Source organism: Proteus vulgaris (assembly GCF_023100685.1).
Lineage (GTDB): Bacteria > Pseudomonadota > Gammaproteobacteria > Enterobacterales > Enterobacteriaceae > Proteus.
Map to the genome: position 1 here is coordinate 93039 of NZ_CP090064.1, position 20382 is coordinate 113420.

Here is a 20382-nt window from a genome sequence, read left to right on the forward strand (position 1 = left end):
AGTTAAAAATTAAAAACAGCGCTCAATTAGGCGCTGTTTTTTTTATGCTTATTTATTTTAAAGATGTGATAAATAAAATGCAGTTAACACGAAAAATAAACCAGCGTTGATGCCAATCAGTTACTCCTTTATTGAGAGAGGAAAATAAAGAGCAACTAGAAAATTGTTTTGCGATTATTTTTTGATTTTTTGCATCACAACATTTACGAAAAAGAATAAAAAAACTGCCTAACTCACGAATGGCCTGTTGGCGGAGTGCTTTTGCTAATAACAGATCAGATTGTTTATCGGCTTCTTTTAATAGTTGTAAGATTATCTGCAAATAACTTTGTGTTCGCTTAGCTTCTTTTTGTGGATTGGGTTTACGTGTAATAGAGTCAGGATTAGCACAGTAATAATAGAGAGGTTGGTTATCAAAACCTATTCGCTCTGCAACAAGTGCTAATTGTGTTGTCCACAGAATATCTTCATGATAAAGCCCCTTAATAAATCGAAGTTGGTATTTTTTTATTAAGTCATGCCGGATTAATTGCAACCAAACGAAATGTGGCCATTGATGTTGAGTGACGGCATAAATGATCCACTCACTGCCTTTGATGACTTTTTGATAAGGTTGTCGTTGATGGATTGGTCTTTGGTGCTTTTTAAGATCACTTGGATTGAATCGTTCGCCATTGCCAATTAAAACATCAACGTGTTGCGTAACGGCTAGTTGATACCAATGTGCAAGTAATTCAGGTTTAATAAAATCATCACTATCAAAAAAAACTATCCATTCGCCTTGGGCATATTTTAAACCTGTATTTCTTGCGCTAGATAATCCCTGATTAGTTTGATGATGAATCTTTACACGTGCATCTTTTTGACAATAAGACGTTGCGATTTCAGCACTATTATCTGTCGAACCATCATTAATAATAATGACTTCAATATCGGTGAAAGTTTGAGTGATCACACTATCCAATAATCTCGTAATACGAGACGCTTCATTAAACATAGGAACGATGACAGAAATTTGGGGTGTTTTCACAAGATTGAGCCAGTTATCAATAAATAAAGTTTTACTATCTTACCCTTTTTTTGCCTCTTCATAAGACTCAATCACTCTTATTCGTGCTTTGGCGTGATCAACTATCGGTAATGGATAATCAAGAGGATTATTAGTTTTTGCTGCCCACTCATGAGGTGTGTGAATATACCGACTAGGCACATTGGCTAGCTCAGGAAGCCAATGACGGATAAATTCGCCATCGGGATCAAACTTACGGCCTTGGGTTGTGGGATTGAATATTCGAAAATAAGGTACTGCATCGGTTCCTGTGGACGCGGCCCATTGCCAACCACCATTATTTGATGCGAAATCGCCATCAATAAGTCGTGACATAAAATAACGTTCACCCCAACGCCAATCAATTAACAAATCTTTGATAAGAAAACTTGCTGTGAGCATACGTAAACGGTTATGCATCCAACCTGTCTGATTAAGTTGTCTCATGGCAGCATCAATAATAGGAAATCCGGTTAAACCCTGTGCCCAAGCATTAAATTCCTCTTTATCATTGCGCCAATTAATTTTTTCTGTCCAAAGCTGAAAGGCAATGTGTTTGCATAAATGGGGATTAGCCACAATTAAGTGTTGATAAAACTCTCGCCAAACCAATTCGTTAAACCACACAAAAGCACCTGATGCACTGTTTTCTAAAAAATCAGGCTCTGTTTGGTATAGGCGATTAAAACATTGGCGAATAGACAATAATCCAATCGAAAGATAAGGGGATAATCGACTTGTGCCATCTACTGCAGGAATGTCTCGCCATTTTGCATAATGTGGGGCGCTTTCATAACAGAATTGTTTTAAGCGTTTAAGTGCTTCTTCTTCAGTGGCGATAAAAGGGGGTGAGCTTATATTTTCAAGTGAAAACAACGGGGCTTTTAAAGGTGATACTGCTTTTTGATGTGTTCTGATCTCTGGAATAGGTAACGAAGCGTTATCTTGTGAAAAAAAGAGCCGCAAGAACGCATTTCTAAAGGGAGTAAAAACCTTATACATCTCTCCTTGTTGGGTGACTACATTACCCGGTGGAATAAACACATTGTCATGATAGGCATAAACGGTTGTCTTGTTCTCTAGTAATTCCGTGACTTTTTTATCACGGCGTTGCTCATTAAGGGCATATTGGTGATTGAAAAAAAGCGCGGTAACTTGATGTTGTTGACAATAGTGTGTGACTTCATTGGCGGCATTTGAATAAGTGTCGCTAATCACTAATGTTAGTGGAATATTAAGTTTTGCCAGCGATATCGAAAGATTAAGTAATGCATCATGAATAAACGCCTGACATGACAAAGCCATATGATGGGCTTTCCATTGTTCAGGCGTAATAGTGAAAAGGGCATGCACCTGTGCGTGTTTATCTTGGCAAGCATTAAAGAGTGCTTTGTTATCCATCACTCTTAAATCATTACGAAACCAAACTAAATGAACAGGGGACGGGTGCATGTAACCTCTCTTAATCTAACTTAGGATGTTGATCGATAAGGGCTTGGCGTTTTTTCTGCAATGCTTCAATTTCCGCTTCGATATCTTCAACACGGTGTTCAATACTATCATAGTGCTCTGATAAAATTTCTTTAGCTTCTGATTTATCAGATGCTGCCGGTGTTGCTCCACGTAACGGTTTGTTGGCAGTTTCGATCATTTTAATCCCTGTGATCAAACCGACAACGGCAACAATCATCAGATAATAAGCAGGCATATACAAATCACCGGTCGCTTCAACTAACCATGCAGCTGCTGTTGGTGTTGCACCCGCAATTAATACTGAGATATTAAATGCGATTGCTAATGCACTATAACGAATATGGGTCGGGAATATGGCAGGTAAAATGGATGCCATTACTCCTGTAAAACAGTTAAGTAAAACCGCAAGAATTAATAATCCTAAGAAAATCAAACCGATTTCATCACTGTTAATCATCATAAACGCAGGGTAAGCAAGGACAAATAAGCCAATACTACCGCCAATAACAAAGGGTTTACGGCCAATTTTGTCACTCAATAACCCAATTACAGGTTGTACGAACAACATACCTATCATAATCGCGATGATGATCAGTACACCGTGATCTGCCGAATAATTTAGGTTATGAGATAAATAACTCGGCATATAGGTTAATAACATATAGTAGGTGACATTAGTGGCAATCACTAAACCTACACATACGGTTAAACTTTTCCAATATTTTGATGCGATTTCACGTAATGAAACACGAGGTGGATCTTGAATAGATTTTCGGTCGTCGCTATTCATTGCATCAACGTGTTGTTGGAATGCAGGTGTTTCTTCTAAAGCATGACGTAAATATAAGCCAATAAGACCTAACGGTAATGCTAAGAAGAACGGAATACGCCATCCCCATTCATGAAATGCGGCTTCACCCAAAATAGTTGAGATAAGTACAACAACACCCGCACCCATGACAAAGCCGGCGATGGAACCGAAATCTAACCAGCTTCCCATAAATCCACGTTTACGATCTGGTGAGTATTCAGCAACGAAAATTGCTGCTCCTGAATATTCACCACCAATAGAGAAACCTTGTGCTAGCTTGGCAAGTAATAATAAGACTGGTGCCCAAATACCGATGGTTTCATATGCAGGGATAAGACCGATGGCAAACGTACTGAGTGCCATAATAATGATGGTGACAGATAACACTTTCTGACGACCAAATTTATCCCCTAGCATTCCAAAAACAACACCCCCTAATGGTCTTATCAAGAAAGGTACAGAGAAAGTGGCAAGAGCCGCAATCATCTGTACGCCAGGTGATGCTCCAGGGAAGAAGACTTGACCTAAAACGTAAGCAAGGAAGCCATAAACACCAAAATCGAACCATTCCATGGCATTACCTAATGCGGCAGCAGTAATGGCTTTTTTGAGCTTACTATCATCAATAATGGTTATATCATTGATTTGTAGTGGTTTATTTCTTTTTTTCTTCATTTTCATATTAAGTGACCTTTATTAAGGTATTCGTAATTTCTTGTTATTCAATTAATTAAAAGAAATGAAGTGACTATTTGTTAGCGAGAAGAGTGAGTGATAAAAATTCACTAAAAAACAGCTTACTTCTACCAAAATTAAATAGTGATATTAAGCTAATAGATAAGAGAATATTTATTAAGTATAGATGAGATTGAATAAGATAATAGGAAGTTTTCTTTGTTGTTTTGATATAACAAAACATAGCCTCTAAGTATTAAAATGTGATCGTTATCATAACGTAATTCTGCTTTTCTGTAAAATTTATGGTGTTAGTGATTGTAAATTTAGCTTAAGTGAAGGGAAAGTGTTTGCAATAAAATCGTGAAGTAAAAATTAAAATTCTATTTTAATAACATGATGTTAGGCTGGTTTATTATTTTTTTGATTCAGGCTAACGCATTTGTATGAGTATTGTGCATAATACAAAGGTTGATAGATAAGTAGAAAATAATAACACCTTATTTTGCTTTATTATTCTTTCGAATAGTTAAAGTGAATGTGTGGATAATAGAATAGATCTCGCTATTCTTATTATAAGATTAAATCAAGATAGTATGACGAGATATCACGATAGAGATATTAAAGATAGTTTATCTATTACTCATATTTAGAATAAAAATTTATAAAATTAATAATTAACCGCGCATTTGTGCAGATTAACCCAGGTACCTCTATGAACATTAATCAACTGAAAAGCTTTGTTGAAGTCGTAAAAAATAATTTCAACATTACTAATGCGGCTGAAAAACTCTACACCTCTCAACCCACAATTAGTAAACAACTCAAAATATTAGAAGATGAGCTCAGTGTGTCTCTGTTTGTCCGTAAAAATAATAATTTATTGGCATTAAGCCCAATGGGTAAAGAAGTGCATAAAATTGCCTGCGATATTCTCGGGCAAGTTGATCGTATTAAAAGCATTGTGGCTGAAGAAGATCGTAATAAAAAAGTTGATTTGCATATTGCGACAACACATACCCAAATTCGCTATTCATTGCCCAATGTTATTGACCATTTTCGGCGTTATTACCCTAATATTTCCTTGCATTTTCATCAAGGAGCACCAGCTCAATTAGCGGAAATGGTCAAAAATGGTGATGTGGATTTTGCTATAGCAACAGAGTCTATGCACTTGTATGAAGATTTAATTACTCTGCCTTGTTATCGCTGGACACGTAGTTTACTCGTTCCTTATGACCATCCTCTTGCTGAATTACAAGATGATGAACAAGTCACTATTGAACAAATGGCTGAGTATCCATTAATTACTTATGTTTTTGGTTTTACTCGGGGATCGAAGTTAGACAAGGTATTTTATAAAAATAATCTTAAGCCCAAAGTAGCATTAACGGCAACGGATACAGAGATTATTAAATATTACGTTAAGCGTCATTTAGGTATTGGTGTTATTGCAACGGCTTCTTATGATGAAACGGAAGATAGTGGTGCATTAAAATGTATAAACATCGATCATCTTGTACAACCGAGTTATACCCATATCTGTGTCAGTAAACATACGCATATGAAAGATTATATGCATGAGTTTATTTCTCTTTATGCTCCTCATATTGATAAAAATATTATTCAGATGCCAGAGCAGTGGGAAAGCCAATGGCATAGTAAAGAGGTCTACCAAGAATTACCTGATTTACGCTCTGTAAATATCAATAATAGCGTTGCAGAATAGACATCAGATCAGAATAGAAAAAAGCCCGTTGTGCGGGGGCAATAACGGGCTTTGGGCAGAATAATAAAAGATTAGCGGGTCAGAATGTTAACAAAAATCTGAGCACCAACTAATAAACAATCATCATCGACAAAATAAGGATTTGCGTGAAGGTAATTATTAATTCCTTTCGCTTGGTTACCACTTCCTAAGAAGAACATGGCTCCGACTTTGCCTTTAGTCGCGTTAACCATGTAGCTAAAGTCTTCACTGCCTGTCATTGGCTTACCGTTCGATTCAATATTCTCTTCAGGTAAGAATTTACGCATTGCATCTAATAAACGCTGATGCGCAGTTGGATGATTCACAACAGCAGGGTATCCGCTATAACTTAATGTGGTTTTAAATCCACCAGCTGTACTACGAGCCACAATTTCATCAAAACTTGCTTTCAGTACTTGGTCAGTATTTTCATCCATAGAACGGATAGTACCGCGAGCTTGAACGTGGTCAGCTAATGCGTTAGGGATAGTTCCCCCATTGATCATGCCACAACCAAAGACTGCAGGGCTAAATGGATCTGTTTTTTTCGCAACAACATAATCCATATAATCAATTAAGCGAGTCGCTTCGCGAATGGCATCTAAACCTTTGTGTGGTGTTGAACCATGTGCAGAAACGCCATAAACATCTAATGTCCATGCTGAGCCATAAGATGACATCACGCCATCATTAAAGCGTACACAACCAGTTTCAATAGCTGCATCATTATGAAGTGCGTAGGTTTCATCAACGCCTTCCATGCAACCCATTTCAACCATTTTTTCAGCACCAGGAACACGCATATCTTCTTCAGCCATTTGGAAAATAAAGCGGACGTTCGCACTCATCTCTTCTTTATTTTCGGCAAGATATTTTGCACTGGTTAATGCCATGGTCATATGAGTATCGTGACCACAGTTATGCGCACAGCCTTGGTGAATTGAGCTATGTTCATTATTAGTTAAGTCTGGCATTTCTAATCCATCCATATCAGCACGGATGGCAATTAATGGAAATTCAGCATTAACAATTAAGTCAGCAGTAAAACCGGTATATCCATCAAAAGTTCTAATTTGATAACCAAAACTTTCCATTAATTCACGGCAATACTTTGATGTCTTATATTCTTCACCTGATAACTCAGGTATTTTGTGCAAGTCTTGTCGTGTTTTTTTACTAAAGTCATTTAATTGAAAGAGTTTTTCACTGACATTATAAATATTATTCATTAGATAACTCCCTGGATAGTAAATCCAATTTGCGCGACGATTGATGCTCCAAAGAAACAACATGTTGAAACAATCATGAAAATAAGAATAACTTTCCATGACATTTTCTTAAGTTCTTCTAATTGACCACCAACAGATAAACCAGCAAATGCTAATAAAGGAACACAACAAGATAAGAAAGAGACTTTACCAATAGAACTAATAAAGAAATCTCTTACTGGTGTTTCGGGTAAACAAATAAGTATCCCAATAATTGTTGCATAAGCAAATGTTGGTAAAGATGAAGGTAAATAATGTTTTGCAACGAGTGAAATAAATACCACTAATGACATAGCAATAAAGCTATCCCACATTGCATAAAGAGCGATCCCTGATGTTAACGTCTGAGTAAACATTGCCAGTAAAATAGCAACGAATACAAATTTCATATCAATAATTATATTTTTCATGCAGTTTTGCCTCTGGTGAAAATTTTATAAATTTTTTCTGAAAGAGGTAAACCTAAATAGGTTAATGACAGTGCGCCAAGTGCTGATGATAATAAGTTAGATGCAGCGGCAACACTTAATACTTGCTGTGCTAATGCTTCATCAAGACCATTAATTAACGCACCTGATGCAGCACTTAACATTGAACCAGAACCCACGCCAGAGCCTGCAGCGAGTGCAAGTGGGTGTAATCCTGTTAATGGAGCAATACTACCTAATACACTAAACCACAAAGTACCAATAACAGAACCACATAAATAGATGGCTAATACACCAATATATTCTTGTGAGCCTGTACCGAACTTACCTTGAATTACAGCAATAGAAGGTTCACGGCTAATAGATGAACAAGCACCAATTGCACGACGACCAAATCCAAATTTAATTGCTAATGGAACTGCAATTAATACAGGTAATAAGTTTCCTAGTTCCTGAACAAATAAAGGAACACCGACACTTAAAATCATTTTAATATTAGGAACAATCATTCCTGCATATTGCGTACCTAAAATAAGTAGGCTAAAACCCACCATTTTACCGCAGAAGCCTTCTTCTTTTTCTGTAAATAATTTACCCCATACTTTAATTTTTTTACGGGTAAATCCAGCAGATATACACATACCAATAATGACAGCAAAGAGCATTGGTAGAATAGGTATTACTGCAATGCCAATCTTAATTTCTTTTTTACCAATCACGTATTGTGAAATAAAAATCAAGAAAAGGACTGCCAGAATACTAATAAAGAAAACCTTTATCGGACTTCTACTTTTGTCCATCCGTTAATCTCCGTCGAAAAATAATCAGGCTTTATTTTAGAGGACAAAAAGCAAAAGGTAGCGTGACCAATGTCATGTTTACTTCATACCTCTTTTTCATGGAGTATGAAATAATACAATGGTGATAAATTTATTAACAAATAGAAGAAAGTTAAATTTTTTAATAAAGACAGTGGGTAAGGCTGAAATGAGTCAGCTTAATTGTTAATAAAGATGTGATGTAAAAAACTATAATTAAAAATTATTTTAATTATTAAAATAATCCTATAAATAACTTTTGTCCATTATTTAGTAAATAATAATACGTTATTAATGAGATATATTCTTATTTAATGCGATTATTATAAATTTAATGAATGTATTTGTAAGTGATATTTTATTTTTACATTTTTTACCGATGCTAACTTTATCACGACAGTGACATTATAGTGATTGGTGTTATTCTTTATATTTGAGTTAATGAAACAAATTTCTCTGTAAGTAAGTGAAGGACAGAGATCAAAAAACACAAGGAAATAGGCTTAGCTCACAGAGATACAATTCACCCAAAACTGAGGAAAGACATCACCATGAGTAAGCAAACAGTTGCAACCTATATTGCTAAAGTACTCCATAATGCAGGTGTAAAACGTATTTGGGGCGTGACAGGCGATTCTCTCAATGGATTAAGTGATAGCTTGCGAAAGATGGGAACGATTGAGTGGATGGGAACCCGCCATGAAGAAGTGGCCGCATTTGCTGCAGGCGCAGAAGCCGCAGTCAATGGAGAATTGGCGGTTTGTGCGGGCTCTTGTGGACCGGGAAATTTACATCTTATCAATGGACTTTTTGATTGCCATCGTAATCATGTTCCTGTGCTAGCCATTGCTGCGCATATTCCTTCTGCTGAAATTGGTAGCAATTACTTTCAGGAAACTCATCCTCAAGAGCTTTTCCGTGAATGCAGTCATTATTGTGAATTAGTCTCAAACCCAGAGCAGATCCCGCAAATTCTCGCTATCGCTATGCGAACCGCGATTTTGAGAAAAGGGGTAGCGGTTGTGGTTTTACCGGGAGATGTTGCGCTAAAACCGGCTCCAGAAGATGCACATGAAAATTGGTATCCGTTGCAGTTTCCACTGGTTATGCCTAATCGTTTTGAAATCGAAAAATTATCTGATGCACTGAATAACGCAAAAAATATTACTTTAATGTGTGGTGCAGGGTGCGCTCAGGCACACGATGAAGTGATTAAATTGGCTCAAACTTTAAAAGCACCTGTTGTACATGCATTACGAGGCAAAGAGCACATTGAATGGAAAAATCCGTACAGTGTAGGAATGACAGGATTAATTGGTTTTTCATCAGGTTATCATGCGATGGAAAATGCAGATACACTGGTGCTATTAGGAACACAATTTCCTTATCGTGCGTTTTATCCATCAAAAGCCAATATTATTCAAATCGATATTAATCCAAGCAGCCTCGGTTCACATTGTCATGTCGATATGGCAATGATTGGTGATATTAAAGCAACACTAAATGCGATACAGCCTCGTTTAAAAGAGAAAACAGATACCTCTCACCTTGATGCCTCGTTGAAACATTACGCAAAAGCACGACAAGATTTGGATGCACTTGCACAACCAAGTGAACGAGAACTTATTCATCCACAATATCTAGCACGCAAATTGAGTGAGTTGGCAAATGATGATGCCATTTTTACCTGTGATGTCGGAACACCAACAGTGTGGGCGGCTCGTTATGTAGGAATGAATGGAAAACGCCGTTTGCTGGGCTCGTTTAATCATGGCTCTATGGCAAATGCGATGGCTCAAGCTATTGGTGCACAAGCATTAGATAGAAAACGCCAAGTTGTTGCAATGTGTGGTGATGGTGGATTCACCATGTTAATGGGCGATTTTATCTCGTTAGCGCAAATGAATTTGCCAGTGAAAGTGATTATTTTTAATAACAGCGTATTAGGTTTTGTGGCGATGGAGATGAAAGCTGGTGGTTATTTAACTGATGGAACAGATTTGCATAACCCTGATTTTGCTGCCATTGCTAATGCATCTGGTATCAAAGGTATTCGCGTTGAAAAAGGTGAAGATCTGGATAAGGCACTGAAAGAGGCTTTTGAACATGATGGCCCCGTGATTGTGGATGTGGTAACTGCAAAACAAGAGCTTTCTATGCCTCCTGAAATTAAGTTTGAACAGGCAAAAGGTTTTAGCTTGTATATGATGAAAGCGATTATTAATGGTCGAGGTGATGAAATTGTTCAACTAGCCAAAACTAATTGGTTACGCTAATCGCCTACCCGTAACTCGAATTATTTAGAGTATTAATTGAAGATAAAAACCCTATCAACTGGGGTCAGTTCATAAGCCGATAGGGTTTTTTATTATTGCGTTTTTTCTGTTAAACAGAAGTTTTCAATTAATTGTCCCATCAATTCACGAGTTGGTTCAATAAATGCCATATCAATAAATTCATCAGGCTGGTGGGCTTGTTCAATTGAACCTGGGCCTAATACTAAGGTAGGACAGAGATCTTGAATAAATGGCGCTTCAGTACAGTAGTTCACTGTTTGTGCTTTCTCACCTAATAACTTTTCAATGACTGCAACCATTTTATGATCGGTCGGGCACTCATAACCGGGAATAGGATCATGTAGCGCTTCAACATTTAAGCGACCCGGCCAACGTGCTTTTACGGGCGCTAATGTTTCGTGTAGTAAATCATCTAAATCTTGCAATGTAAGCCCGGGCAATGGGCGAATATCCATATGTAATTCACAGCAAGCACAAATCCGATTTGCTGCATCACCACCATTAATATAACCAAAGTTCATGGTCGGATAAGGGATAACAAATGCAGGGTTGTTATAGCGTGTTTTTAGCGTATCGCGCAGTGTACTAAGGTGAGTAATGGATTCATGCATTAGCTCAATCGCATTCACCCCTTTTTCTGGATCGCTAGAATGTCCTGATTGCCCTGTAATGCGTATTGCATTTGATAAATGCCCTTTATGAGCACGAATCGGCTTTAGGGATGTTGGTTCGCCAATAATGGCAAAATCAGGGCGGATTGTTGTATTGGCGGCAAAATAACGTGCACCTGCCATAGAGGTTTCTTCATCTGCCGTGGCGAGAATATAAAGAGGGTGAGTTAACGTGTTAGTATCTACATCTCGTAATGCATCAAGAATAAAAGCAAAAAAGCCTTTCATATCTGCAGTGCCTAAGCCGTATAACTTATTTTCTTTTTCTGTCAGTGTAAAAGGATCTTGTGTCCAACGACCTTCATCAAATGGCACCGTGTCAGTATGACCACAGAGTAATAACCCGCCTTTTCCTGTTCCTAATGTTGCTAAAAGGTTAAATTTTCCTCGAGTTTCAGGTACAGGTTGAATTTCAATTGAAAAACCTAATGTTTCCAACCAATTAGCAAGCAAATTAATCAGCGATTCGTTGCTTTGATCGTTCTTAGCATCTGTAGCACTGATAGAGGGCGTTGCAATTAATTGACGATAAATCTCAATAAATGTAGGTAATTTAATATTCACTGTTGACAGCCTTTCTTCATAATAGTATCAATATTCATGCACTTTTTTTGAATAAAAATACATTAATCGGTTTGTGTTCATAGTACAAGGTAAGAATGACATGTTAAATACTCTGATTGTAGGAGCAAGTGGTTACACTGGCGCTGAATTAGCCGCCTATCTTCAGCAGCATCCTCATGTGAATTTGAGCAGACTGATGGTATCAGCTCAAAGTGCAGATGCAGGAAAACGCTTTTCTGAACTTCATCCTCAATATCGTGGCTTAGTGGATCTCCCTTTAGAGCCAATGGTTGATGTTGTTAAAGCGGCTGAAAATATTGATATCGTTTTTTTAGCAACAGCCCATGAGGTCAGCCATGATATTGCCCCGATTTTTTTAGAGCAAGGTTGTGTGGTGTTCGACTTATCGGGTGCCTATCGAGTACAAAACAAGCATTTTTATCAACAATACTATGGATTCGAGCATAAGAATACAGATTGGTTATCACAGGCAGTGTATGGATTAGCTGAATGGAATGCTGACATTATCAGTCAGGCGCAATTAATTGCTGTGCCGGGTTGTTATCCAACGGTATCTCAGTTGTCATTAAAACCCTTAGTGGAAGCGGGACTGTTAGATACCGCGCAATGGCCAGTCATTAATGCCACCAGCGGTGTAAGTGGTGCGGGTAGAAAAGCCTCTTTAACCAGCAGTTTTTGTGAAGTGAGTTTGCAACCTTACGGTGTGTTTACTCATCGTCATCAACCTGAGATTGCAACACATCTGGGCATTGATGTGATTTTCACCCCCCACTTAGGCAATTTTGCCAGAGGGATCTTAGCCACTATCACCTGTAAGTTAAAAGCAGGCGTGACACAAGAGAAAATCAGACAAGTCTTTGATGAAGCTTATCAAGACAAGCCATTAGTGCGTGTTTATGACAAAGGATTACCTGCATTAAAAGCCGTGGTAGGAACTGCATTTTGTGATATCGGGTTTGCTCAACAAGGCGAACATCTGATTGTAGTAGGTGTTGAAGATAACTTGTTAAAAGGGGCCGCAGCGCAGGCGGTGCAATGTATGAATATTCGGTTTGGTTTCGCTGAAACCGAATCACTTATTTAAATAATGAGTAGGGAAGTTTCATGGAACCATTAATTATCAAACTGGGTGGTGTACTCCTTGATAACGAAGAAGCGCTAACACGTTTTTTCACCGCATTACAACAATATCGTTCAACACACTCTCGCCCTTTGGTCATCGTACATGGTGGTGGCTGTTTGGTGGATGAATTGATGGGTAAATTGCAATTACCTGTCGTGAAAAAGCAAGGCCTGCGTGTTACACCCGCTGATCAGATAGATATCATCACAGGAGCATTGGCCGGAAGTGCCAATAAAACCTTGTTATCGTGGGCAACTCAGTTTGGGCTTAATGGGGTGGGGCTTTCTTTGGGTGATGGGCAATTAGCAAAAGTCACTCAAATTAATGAAGAGTTAGGCCATGTAGGAAATGCAACTCCCGGCTCTCCAGATTTACTTAATTTATTACTGGGGGCAGGCTATCTACCTATTATCAGCTCTATCGGTATGACTGAGAAAGGTGAGCTGATGAATGTCAATGCAGACCAAGCTGCAACCGCTATCGCAGAAACATTGGGTGCTGATTTAGTGTTGCTTTCAGATGTTAGTGGCATTTTAGATGGTAAAGGTCAAAAGATAGCAGAGATGTCAGCCGAAAAAGCACAGACATTAATTGATCAAGGCATTATCACTGACGGCATGATTGTGAAAGTAAATGCAGCGTTAGAAGCGGCTAAAACACTTGGTAGACCCGTTGAAATTGCCAGTTGGCGCCATGCTGAAAAACTAACCGCACTGTTTAATGGTGTTGCAGTAGGCACCCGTATTTTAGCTTAAAAATGACTCTATAAATCTTATCACTATTTGATAGTTGGCTGAATTTAAACAAATTAGGAATTGAAGGTTATCACTATGACTAAAGGTATTAAGAAAATCGTACTAGCGTACTCAGGCGGATTAGATACTTCGGCGATCATTCCTTGGTTAAAAGAGCATTACGATAACTGTGAAGTTGTTGCTTTTGTTGCTGATGTTGGGCAAAGCCGTGATGATTTAGTTGGCGTAGAACAGAAAGCGTTAGCGTCAGGAGCATCTGAGTGTTACGTCGTTGATTTACGTGAAGAGTTTATCAAAGACTATGTTTATCCTGTGTTAAAAACCGGTGCTTTATATGAAGGTAGCTATTTATTAGGTACTTCAATGGCACGTCCAGTTATTGCTAAAGCTCAGGTAGAATTGGCATTAAAATTAGGTGCTGATGCTGTTGCTCATGGCGCAACGGGTAAAGGTAACGATCAGGTTCGTTTTGAAAGCACCTATGCAGCTCTTGCTCCGCAACTAAAAGTCGTCGCGCCTTGGAGAGAGTGGGATTTACGTTCTCGTGAAGCACTGCTGGATTATCTGAAAGTCCGTAATATTCCCACTACGGCTACACTTGAGAAAATTTATAGCCGCGATGAAAACGCATGGCATATCTCAACGGAAGGTGGTGTATTAGAAAGCCCATGGAATGCATCAAATGAAGATTGTTGGGCATGGACTGTCGATCCTAAGAAAGCACCAGAAACACCAGAATTAGTCACTGTTACAGTTAAAGCGGGTGAAGTTGTCGCTGTAAACGGTAAAACACAATCACCTTTTGAGTGTTTAGATACATTAAATACATTAGGTGTTAAGCACGGTATCGGACGTATTGATATTGTTGAAAACCGTTTAGTGGGAATGAAATCTCGTGGCTGCTATGAAACTCCAGGGGGCACTATCATGATGGCTGCTCTGCGTGGTGTTGAGCAACTAGTTCTTGATAGGGATGCGTTTAAATGGCGTCAACAACTCGGTTTAGAGATGTCGTATGTAGCCTATGACGGTCGTTGGTTTACGCCAATCCGTGCTTCACTACAAGCGGCTGCGGAATCGCTGGCAAAAGATGTGAATGGCGAAGTGGTTTTAGAGCTTTATAAAGGCCATGTGAATGCCATTCAGAAAAAATCAGAAAATAGCCTGTACTCTGAGGAATTTGCAACCTTTGGTGAAGATGAAGTTTACGATCACAGTCATGCTGAAGGTTTTATCCGTTTGTATTCCCTGCCATCACGTATTCGTGCACTGAGCAAGAAATAACGTAAGGCAATAGAGTGGTGCTAACACGCATCACTCTTACTCTCTTTTATTACACAGAATAAATACAGGAAGCGATTATGGCACTCTGGGGTGGACGTTTTAGTCAGGAAGCTGATCAACGGTTTAAACAATTCAATGATTCACTGCGGTTTGATTTTCGACTGGCACAACAGGATATCTTTGGCTCAGTAGCTTGGTCTAAAGCGTTAGTCACAGTGGGTGTATTATCGCAAGATGAACAAGCTCAACTTGAGCAAGCTTTAAATGAATTATCAGAAGAAGTAACAGCAAACCCACAATCTATTTTACAAAGTGATGCAGAAGATATTCATAGTTGGGTTGAAAGTAAGCTTATTGCCAAAGTCGGTGATTTAGGTAAAAAATTACATACAGGTCGTAGCCGTAATGATCAGGTCGCAACAGACTTAAAACTATGGTGCAAAGAAGAGGTCATTCATCTTCGCCAAGCGATTGTTGAGCTACAAAAAGCTTTAGTTATTACCGCAGAACAAAATCAAAATGCAGTGATGCCGGGTTATACCCATTTACAACGCGCTCAACCAGTAACATTCGCACACTGGTGTTTGGCCTACAATGAAATGTTAGCCAGAGATGAAAGCCGTTTAGCTGATGCTTTGAAACGTTTGGATATCAGTCCGTTGGGATGCGGTGCATTAGCAGGCACAGCTTATGATATCGATCGTGAACAATTAGCGGGATGGTTAGGTTTTGCGAGTGCAACTAACAATAGTCTAGACAGTGTATCTGACCGTGATCATGTATTGGAGCTATTATCTTGCGCATCTATTGGGATGGTGCATTTATCTCGTTTTGCAGAAGATCTTATTTTCTTTAATAGTGGTGAAGCGGGCTTTATTGAATTATCAGACAAAGTGACCTCAGGCTCATCGTTAATGCCTCAAAAGAAAAATCCAGATGCACTTGAGCTTATCCGTGGAAAATGTGGACGAGTACAAGGTGCATTAACGGGCATGATGATGACCTTAAAAGGTCTGCCTTTAGCTTACAATAAAGATATGCAAGAGGATAAAGAAGGGCTGTTTGACGCTATTGATACATGGTCTGATTGTTTGCATATGGCAACATTAGTTCTTGATGGCATTCAAATTCGTCGTTCTCGCTGTGAAGAAGCCGCTAAACAAGGTTATGCTAATGCTACTGAACTGGCAGATTATCTTGTTGCTAAAGGCGTGCCATTTCGTGAAGCGCACCATATTGTGGGTGAAGTGGTTGTTTGTGCCATTGAGCAAGGTAAAGCAATTGAAGAACTTCCTCTTTCTGAATTACAGATGTTTAACGATAAAATCATGATTGATGTGTACGATATTTTATCACTTCAATCATGTTTAGATAAACGTCTTGCAAAAGGGGGCGTTTCTCAAAAACAGGTCGCTTGTGCGATAGAAAAAGCAAAAGAAACACTCAGTATGGATAAATAAAAAAAAGAGTTTATTTAAGACAACTTACTGTTATTCCATAAGAACAGGGTATTTATTGCCCTGTTTTTTTATTTTGAATTGCCGATAATATCTATGCTCATCTTGAATTCTTTAGAATATGAAGTAATTAGATTTATTTATTAAGAAAATATCAAAAAAGAGAGACAGAATAACATTCGACTGATAGAAAAATTTATCAGTTACTATATTATCTATAGACATTAACTATCAGCAATAAATGTGGGATCTGCAATGAATATCCGTGACTTGGAATATCTGGTGGCTCTAGCTGAGCATAAACATTTTCGTCGTGCGGCAGATTCTTGCCATGTGAGTCAGCCAACATTAAGTGGTCAAATTCGTAAGCTTGAAGATGAATTGGGTGTAATGTTGCTTGAACGAACTAGCCGTAAGGTTCTGTTTACGCAACAAGGTTTGTTGCTGGTGGATCAAGCGAAAACTGTTCTACGTGAAGTCAAAGTGCTACAAGAAATGGCTTCATTGCAAGGCGAAAGTATGGCAGGGCCTTTACATATCGGGCTGATCCCTACTGTCGGTCCTTATTTGTTGCCTCATATTATCCCTGAGTTACATAAAAACTATCCTAAGTTAGAGATGTACCTTCATGAAGCACAAACTCATAGCTTATTAGCTCAATTAGATAGTGGAAAGCTTGATTGTGCAATTTTAGCAATGGTTAAAGAGAGTGCGCCGTTTATTGAAGTTCCTTTATTTGAAGAGCCAATGAAATTAGCGATTTATGAAGGGCATCCGTGGCATGAACGTGAGTCTGTGCCAATGGGCGACTTAGCGGGACAACGTTTATTGATGCTAGAAGATGGGCACTGTTTACGGGATCAAGCGTTAGGATTCTGCTTTCAAGCGGGCGCAAAAGAAGATACTCATTTTAGAGCAACGAGTTTAGAGACATTACGTAATATGGTCGCTGCTGGTAGTGGAATAACCCTATTACCTGATTTATCAGTACCTCAAGAGCAAAAACGTGATGGAGTTTGTTACTTAGAATGTACAGATCCAAATCCATCACGTTCTATTATCTTAGTCTATCGTCCCGGATCGCCTTTGCGTAATCGTTATGAGCAGTTAGCAGAGACAATCCGTGAACATATGACCGCATTTTATGCAGAAAAACAAAACGCATTAAAATAAGCGGTTTAAACCATTAAGTGCAGCAACACGATAGGCTTCTGCCATTGTTGGATAGTTGAAGGTCGTATTAACGAAATATTCGATAGTATTACCTTCACCTTTTTGTTCCATAATCGCTTGGCCGATATGAATAATTTCTGCAGCACGTTCACCGAAGCAGTGAATACCTAAAATTTGCTTGGTTTCACGGTGGAAGAGAATTTTTAAACTCCCCACATTCATACCTGCTATTTGTGCTCTTGCCAGATGTTTAAACTGAGAACGACCCACTTCATAAGGGATCTTCATTGCAGTGAGTTGTTGCTCTGTTTTACCTACAGAACTAATTTCAGGAATGGTGTAGATCCCAGTTGGAATATCTTCAATCAAGTGTGTTTCTGATTTTCCCGTTGTGATTGCCAAAGCCGCAATACGACCTTGATCATAAGCAGCTGAAGCTAGACTTGGATAACCAATGACATCACCTACAGCATAAATGTGTTTACAACTGGTTTGGTAGTGGGCATTAACAGAAACGAGTCCACGACTATCGGTTTTAATACCGACGTTTTCTAAGCCTAGAGTGTCTGTATTTCCTGTTCGGCCGTTTGCGTAGAGTAGGCAATCTGCTTTGACTTTTTTACCTGATTTTAGGTGAACAATAACACCATCATCGACACCTTCAATGCTTTCGTATTCTTCATTATGACGAATAACAATACCGTTATTCCAGAAGTGATAAGAAAGTGCATCAGACATCTCTTGATCAAGGAAAGACAATAGGTGATCACGAGTATTGATTAAGTCTACTTTTACTCTTAATCCTCTAAAGATAGAGGCATATTCACAACCAATGACACCTGCGCCATAAATAATGACATGGTGAGGCTCATGCTCTAAATCGAGAATAGTGTCACTGTTATAAATACGAGAATGAGAGAAATCGACATCCGGTGGGCAATAAGGGCGAGAGCCCGTTGCAATAATAAAGCTATCAGCAGAGAGAATATCGCAAGTACCATCAGGGTAACGTACGCTGATCCTGTGTTCGTCAATAAATGCCGCTTCACCCGAATACATTGTACAGTTATTGCGTTCGTAGAAACCTTGACGCATTTTAGTCTGCTGACTAATCACGGTGCTGGCTTGACGAAGTATTTGAGAAAAAGAGGAGTTAATAAGACGAGATTGGTCGCTATAAAGTGGGTTTTGATTAAACTCGATAATGCGACTTACTGCATGGCGTAGGGCTTTGGAGGGAATAGTACCCCAATGCGTACAGCCACCACCAACTTTGTTATAACGTTCTATAACTGCGACGCGTTTTCCTTGTTTAACAAGCCCCATGGCCGCGCCTTCACCGCCAGGACCTGAACCGATAACAATGGCATCGAAATGAGAATGTTGCATAGGAAGAGACCTGTTTTATACAAACCGACAACGCTATATTAACATTAGAATGAATAATAGCCCAATTGACATTAAGGGCATTAGTCACACTTTGTTGAGTTTTTATGAGAATGTGTCTTTAGAGATGATTGTACGCACTGCTTTTTTAACAAAGTTTGATATATTGAGCATAAACCAAATTAGGATTATCAGGATTTCTGTGAGTAATAATATTGGCATCAGAGCTAAACAAAAAGAAAAAACCCGTCGCTCTTTAATTGAAGCTGCTTTTAGCCAACTGAGTGCTGAGCGTAGCTTTACTAGCTTAAGCTTACGAGAAGTGGCTAGAGAAGCTGGTATTGCGCCTACCTCATTTTATCGTCATTTTAAAGATGTGGATGAGCTTGGGCTGACAATGGTTGATGAAAGTGGATTGATGTTACGTCAATTAATGCGACAAGCACGTCAACGCATTGCGAAAGGTGGCAGTGTTATCAGAACATCAGTAGCTACTTTTATGGAATTCATTGGTAATAACCCTAATGCGTTTCGATTATTATTACGTGAACGTTCTGGGACTTCAGCAGAATTTCGTGCCGCAGTCGCACGAGAGATCCAACATTTTATTGCAGAACTGGCAGACTACCTTGAGCAAGAAAGTCATATGCCACGTTATTTTACAGAAATGCAATCTGAAGCAATGGTCACTATTGTATTTAGTGCAGGCGCAGAAGCACTGGATATTGATATTGAAAAGCGTCAACAATTAGAAGAAAGATTAGTTTTACAACTGCGTATGATTGCTAAAGGTGCTTATTATTGGTATCGACGTGAGCAAGAGACGCAAACACCTCTACAAGATAACCCAGAAATAAAGAAAAAAACGCATCAGAAAGGAGACAAATGATGGAACAAAATCGCTGTGAAAAAAGCACGCTATTACTTGCCACAGTCATTGGTGTCGCTTTACATGGTACTTATTCGAGTTTTTTTAATTCATTTATTGAGACGTGGTCAGTTTTCCCACTAATCAGTTTAATCTTGGCAGTTTACTGTTTATATCAGCGTTATTTAAATCAACCTATGACCGATGGTATGCCTAAGCTGATTTTTTCATTCTTTTTACTAGGCTTATTCGGTTATAACGCTTACACCAGAACCGTTAACCCTGAATGGGGTTCAAACTTTTTCTCTTCTGTTTGTATTGTTATTGTTGCGTTGTGGATTTATCGTCAATTTAAACAGCGCCAACGCTTACGCCTACAGGCTGAAGAAGCTGAAAGAGCATCACAAGCAGAACAGTACTAGTCTGTACTTATCTCTTTGTTGTAAACACAGCGAAATTTTGACACCAGCAAGTTATCTTGCTGGTGTTTTTGTTTTTATTCGCGTTATTAA

At 38.7% G+C, this 20382-nt stretch carries 17 protein-coding genes; 9 read left to right on the forward strand and 8 right to left on the reverse strand.

Features of this window, described 5'->3' with window-relative positions; translation table 11 throughout:
• Positions 1-52 precede the first annotated feature (52 nt).
• Genes LW139_RS00435 through proP form a run of 3 tightly spaced genes read right to left on the reverse strand, consistent with a single transcriptional unit; the run spans position 53 to position 4013 of the window.
• Positions 53-1030: a glycosyltransferase gene (locus tag LW139_RS00435; protein WP_247850496.1), complete on the reverse strand. Its 978-nt coding sequence runs from the start codon at positions 1028-1030 to the stop codon at positions 53-55.
• 39 nt (positions 1031-1069) lie between these two features.
• Entirely contained in the window at positions 1070-2500 is a 1431-nt protein-coding gene (gene phrB / locus LW139_RS00440; protein WP_247850497.1) for a deoxyribodipyrimidine photo-lyase, read from the reverse strand.
• A 10-nt stretch (positions 2501-2510) separates the two neighbouring features.
• On the reverse strand, positions 2511-4013 hold the full coding sequence (proP, locus tag LW139_RS00445) for a glycine betaine/L-proline transporter ProP (protein WP_072070617.1): 1503 nt from the start codon (positions 4011-4013) through the stop codon (positions 2511-2513).
• 709 nt (positions 4014-4722) lie between these two features.
• Here proP and LW139_RS00450 point away from each other — a divergent pair.
• Positions 4723-5736 carry a LysR substrate-binding domain-containing protein gene (locus LW139_RS00450; RefSeq protein ID WP_072070616.1) on the forward strand — a complete coding sequence of 338 codons (1014 nt, stop codon included), beginning with the start codon at positions 4723-4725 and terminating at the stop codon, positions 5734-5736.
• Positions 5737-5807: 71 nt separating this feature from the next.
• Here the strand turns inward: LW139_RS00450 and LW139_RS00455 are convergent, their stop codons facing one another.
• Genes LW139_RS00455 through LW139_RS00465 form a run of 3 tightly spaced genes read right to left on the reverse strand, consistent with a single transcriptional unit; the run spans position 5808 to position 8253 of the window.
• Positions 5808-6986 carry a M20 metallopeptidase family protein gene (locus tag LW139_RS00455; protein WP_109409922.1) on the reverse strand — a complete coding sequence of 393 codons (1179 nt, stop codon included), beginning with the start codon at positions 6984-6986 and terminating at the stop codon, positions 5808-5810.
• Positions 6986-7435, reverse strand: a complete 450-nt coding sequence (locus LW139_RS00460) for a hypothetical protein (RefSeq protein ID WP_006534124.1) — start codon at positions 7433-7435, stop codon at positions 6986-6988. Before LW139_RS00460 ends, LW139_RS00455 begins: the two co-directional genes overlap by 1 nt.
• Positions 7432-8253, reverse strand: coding sequence for a DUF3100 domain-containing protein (locus LW139_RS00465; protein WP_166539342.1), 822 nt, complete (start codon positions 8251-8253; stop codon positions 7432-7434). The genes LW139_RS00460 and LW139_RS00465 overlap by 4 nt, the downstream gene beginning before the upstream one ends.
• 569 nt (positions 8254-8822) lie before the next feature.
• Between LW139_RS00465 and poxB the strand changes: the two genes are divergently transcribed.
• Positions 8823-10547 carry a ubiquinone-dependent pyruvate dehydrogenase gene (poxB, locus tag LW139_RS00470; RefSeq protein WP_166539343.1) on the forward strand — a complete coding sequence of 575 codons (1725 nt, stop codon included), beginning with the start codon at positions 8823-8825 and terminating at the stop codon, positions 10545-10547.
• A gap of 92 nt (positions 10548-10639) precedes the next feature.
• Here the strand turns inward: poxB and argE are convergent, their stop codons facing one another.
• A complete protein-coding gene (gene argE / locus LW139_RS00475) occupies positions 10640-11803 on the reverse strand; it encodes an acetylornithine deacetylase (protein ID WP_166539344.1) in 1164 nt (387 codons plus the stop codon).
• A 100-nt stretch (positions 11804-11903) separates the two neighbouring features.
• Here argE and argC point away from each other — a divergent pair, with 100 nt between their 5' ends.
• The 5 genes from argC (at position 11904) to oxyR (ending at position 17616) form a co-directional block, all read left to right on the forward strand.
• A complete protein-coding gene (gene argC, locus LW139_RS00480; protein WP_109409926.1) occupies positions 11904-12908 on the forward strand; it encodes an N-acetyl-gamma-glutamyl-phosphate reductase in 1005 nt (334 codons plus the stop codon).
• A gap of 20 nt (positions 12909-12928) precedes the next feature.
• On the forward strand, positions 12929-13702 hold the full coding sequence (argB, locus tag LW139_RS00485; protein WP_109409927.1) for an acetylglutamate kinase: 774 nt from the start codon (positions 12929-12931) through the stop codon (positions 13700-13702).
• A 75-nt stretch (positions 13703-13777) separates the two neighbouring features.
• Positions 13778-14986 carry an argininosuccinate synthase gene (locus LW139_RS00490; protein ID WP_210813703.1) on the forward strand — a complete coding sequence of 403 codons (1209 nt, stop codon included), beginning with the start codon at positions 13778-13780 and terminating at the stop codon, positions 14984-14986.
• A 77-nt stretch (positions 14987-15063) separates the two neighbouring features.
• Complete coding sequence (gene argH / locus LW139_RS00495) at positions 15064-16446, forward strand: argininosuccinate lyase (protein WP_166539346.1); 1383 nt, start codon at positions 15064-15066, stop codon at positions 16444-16446.
• Positions 16447-16698: 252 nt separating this feature from the next.
• On the forward strand, positions 16699-17616 hold the full coding sequence (gene oxyR, locus LW139_RS00500) for a DNA-binding transcriptional regulator OxyR (RefSeq protein WP_075672972.1): 918 nt from the start codon (positions 16699-16701) through the stop codon (positions 17614-17616).
• Here oxyR and sthA read toward each other — a convergent pair.
• Positions 17608-19005 carry a Si-specific NAD(P)(+) transhydrogenase gene (sthA, locus tag LW139_RS00505; RefSeq protein ID WP_247850498.1) on the reverse strand — a complete coding sequence of 466 codons (1398 nt, stop codon included), beginning with the start codon at positions 19003-19005 and terminating at the stop codon, positions 17608-17610. The genes oxyR and sthA overlap by 9 nt on opposite strands.
• Before the next feature lie 199 nt (positions 19006-19204).
• Between sthA and fabR the strand changes: the two genes are divergently transcribed.
• Positions 19205-19891, forward strand: a complete 687-nt coding sequence (gene fabR / locus LW139_RS00510) for an HTH-type transcriptional repressor FabR (RefSeq protein ID WP_072070605.1) — start codon at positions 19205-19207, stop codon at positions 19889-19891.
• Positions 19891-20292, forward strand: coding sequence for a YijD family membrane protein (locus LW139_RS00515; protein WP_036933245.1), 402 nt, complete (start codon positions 19891-19893; stop codon positions 20290-20292). Before fabR ends, LW139_RS00515 begins: the two co-directional genes overlap by 1 nt.
• Positions 20293-20382 lie beyond the last annotated feature (90 nt).

Coding starts and splice junctions, on each gene's coding strand:
- phrB (WP_247850497.1), bottom strand. CDS start 2,500: ATGCACCCGTCCCCTGTTCATTTAGTTTGGTTTCGTAATGATTTAAGA.
- proP (WP_072070617.1), bottom strand. CDS start 4,013: ATGAAAATGAAGAAAAAAAGAAATAAACCACTACAAATCAATGATATA.
- LW139_RS00450 (WP_072070616.1), top strand. CDS start 4,723: ATGAACATTAATCAACTGAAAAGCTTTGTTGAAGTCGTAAAAAATAAT.
- LW139_RS00455 (WP_109409922.1), bottom strand. CDS start 6,986: ATGAATAATATTTATAATGTCAGTGAAAAACTCTTTCAATTAAATGAC.
- LW139_RS00460 (WP_006534124.1), bottom strand. CDS start 7,435: ATGAAAAATATAATTATTGATATGAAATTTGTATTCGTTGCTATTTTA.
- LW139_RS00465 (WP_166539342.1), bottom strand. CDS start 8,253: ATGGACAAAAGTAGAAGTCCGATAAAGGTTTTCTTTATTAGTATTCTG.
- poxB (WP_166539343.1), top strand. CDS start 8,823: ATGAGTAAGCAAACAGTTGCAACCTATATTGCTAAAGTACTCCATAAT.
- argC (WP_109409926.1), top strand. CDS start 11,904: ATGTTAAATACTCTGATTGTAGGAGCAAGTGGTTACACTGGCGCTGAA.
- argB (WP_109409927.1), top strand. CDS start 12,929: ATGGAACCATTAATTATCAAACTGGGTGGTGTACTCCTTGATAACGAA.
- LW139_RS00490 (WP_210813703.1), top strand. CDS start 13,778: ATGACTAAAGGTATTAAGAAAATCGTACTAGCGTACTCAGGCGGATTA.
- argH (WP_166539346.1), top strand. CDS start 15,064: ATGGCACTCTGGGGTGGACGTTTTAGTCAGGAAGCTGATCAACGGTTT.
- oxyR (WP_075672972.1), top strand. CDS start 16,699: ATGAATATCCGTGACTTGGAATATCTGGTGGCTCTAGCTGAGCATAAA.
- sthA (WP_247850498.1), bottom strand. CDS start 19,005: ATGCAACATTCTCATTTCGATGCCATTGTTATCGGTTCAGGTCCTGGC.
- LW139_RS00515 (WP_036933245.1), top strand. CDS start 19,891: ATGGAACAAAATCGCTGTGAAAAAAGCACGCTATTACTTGCCACAGTC.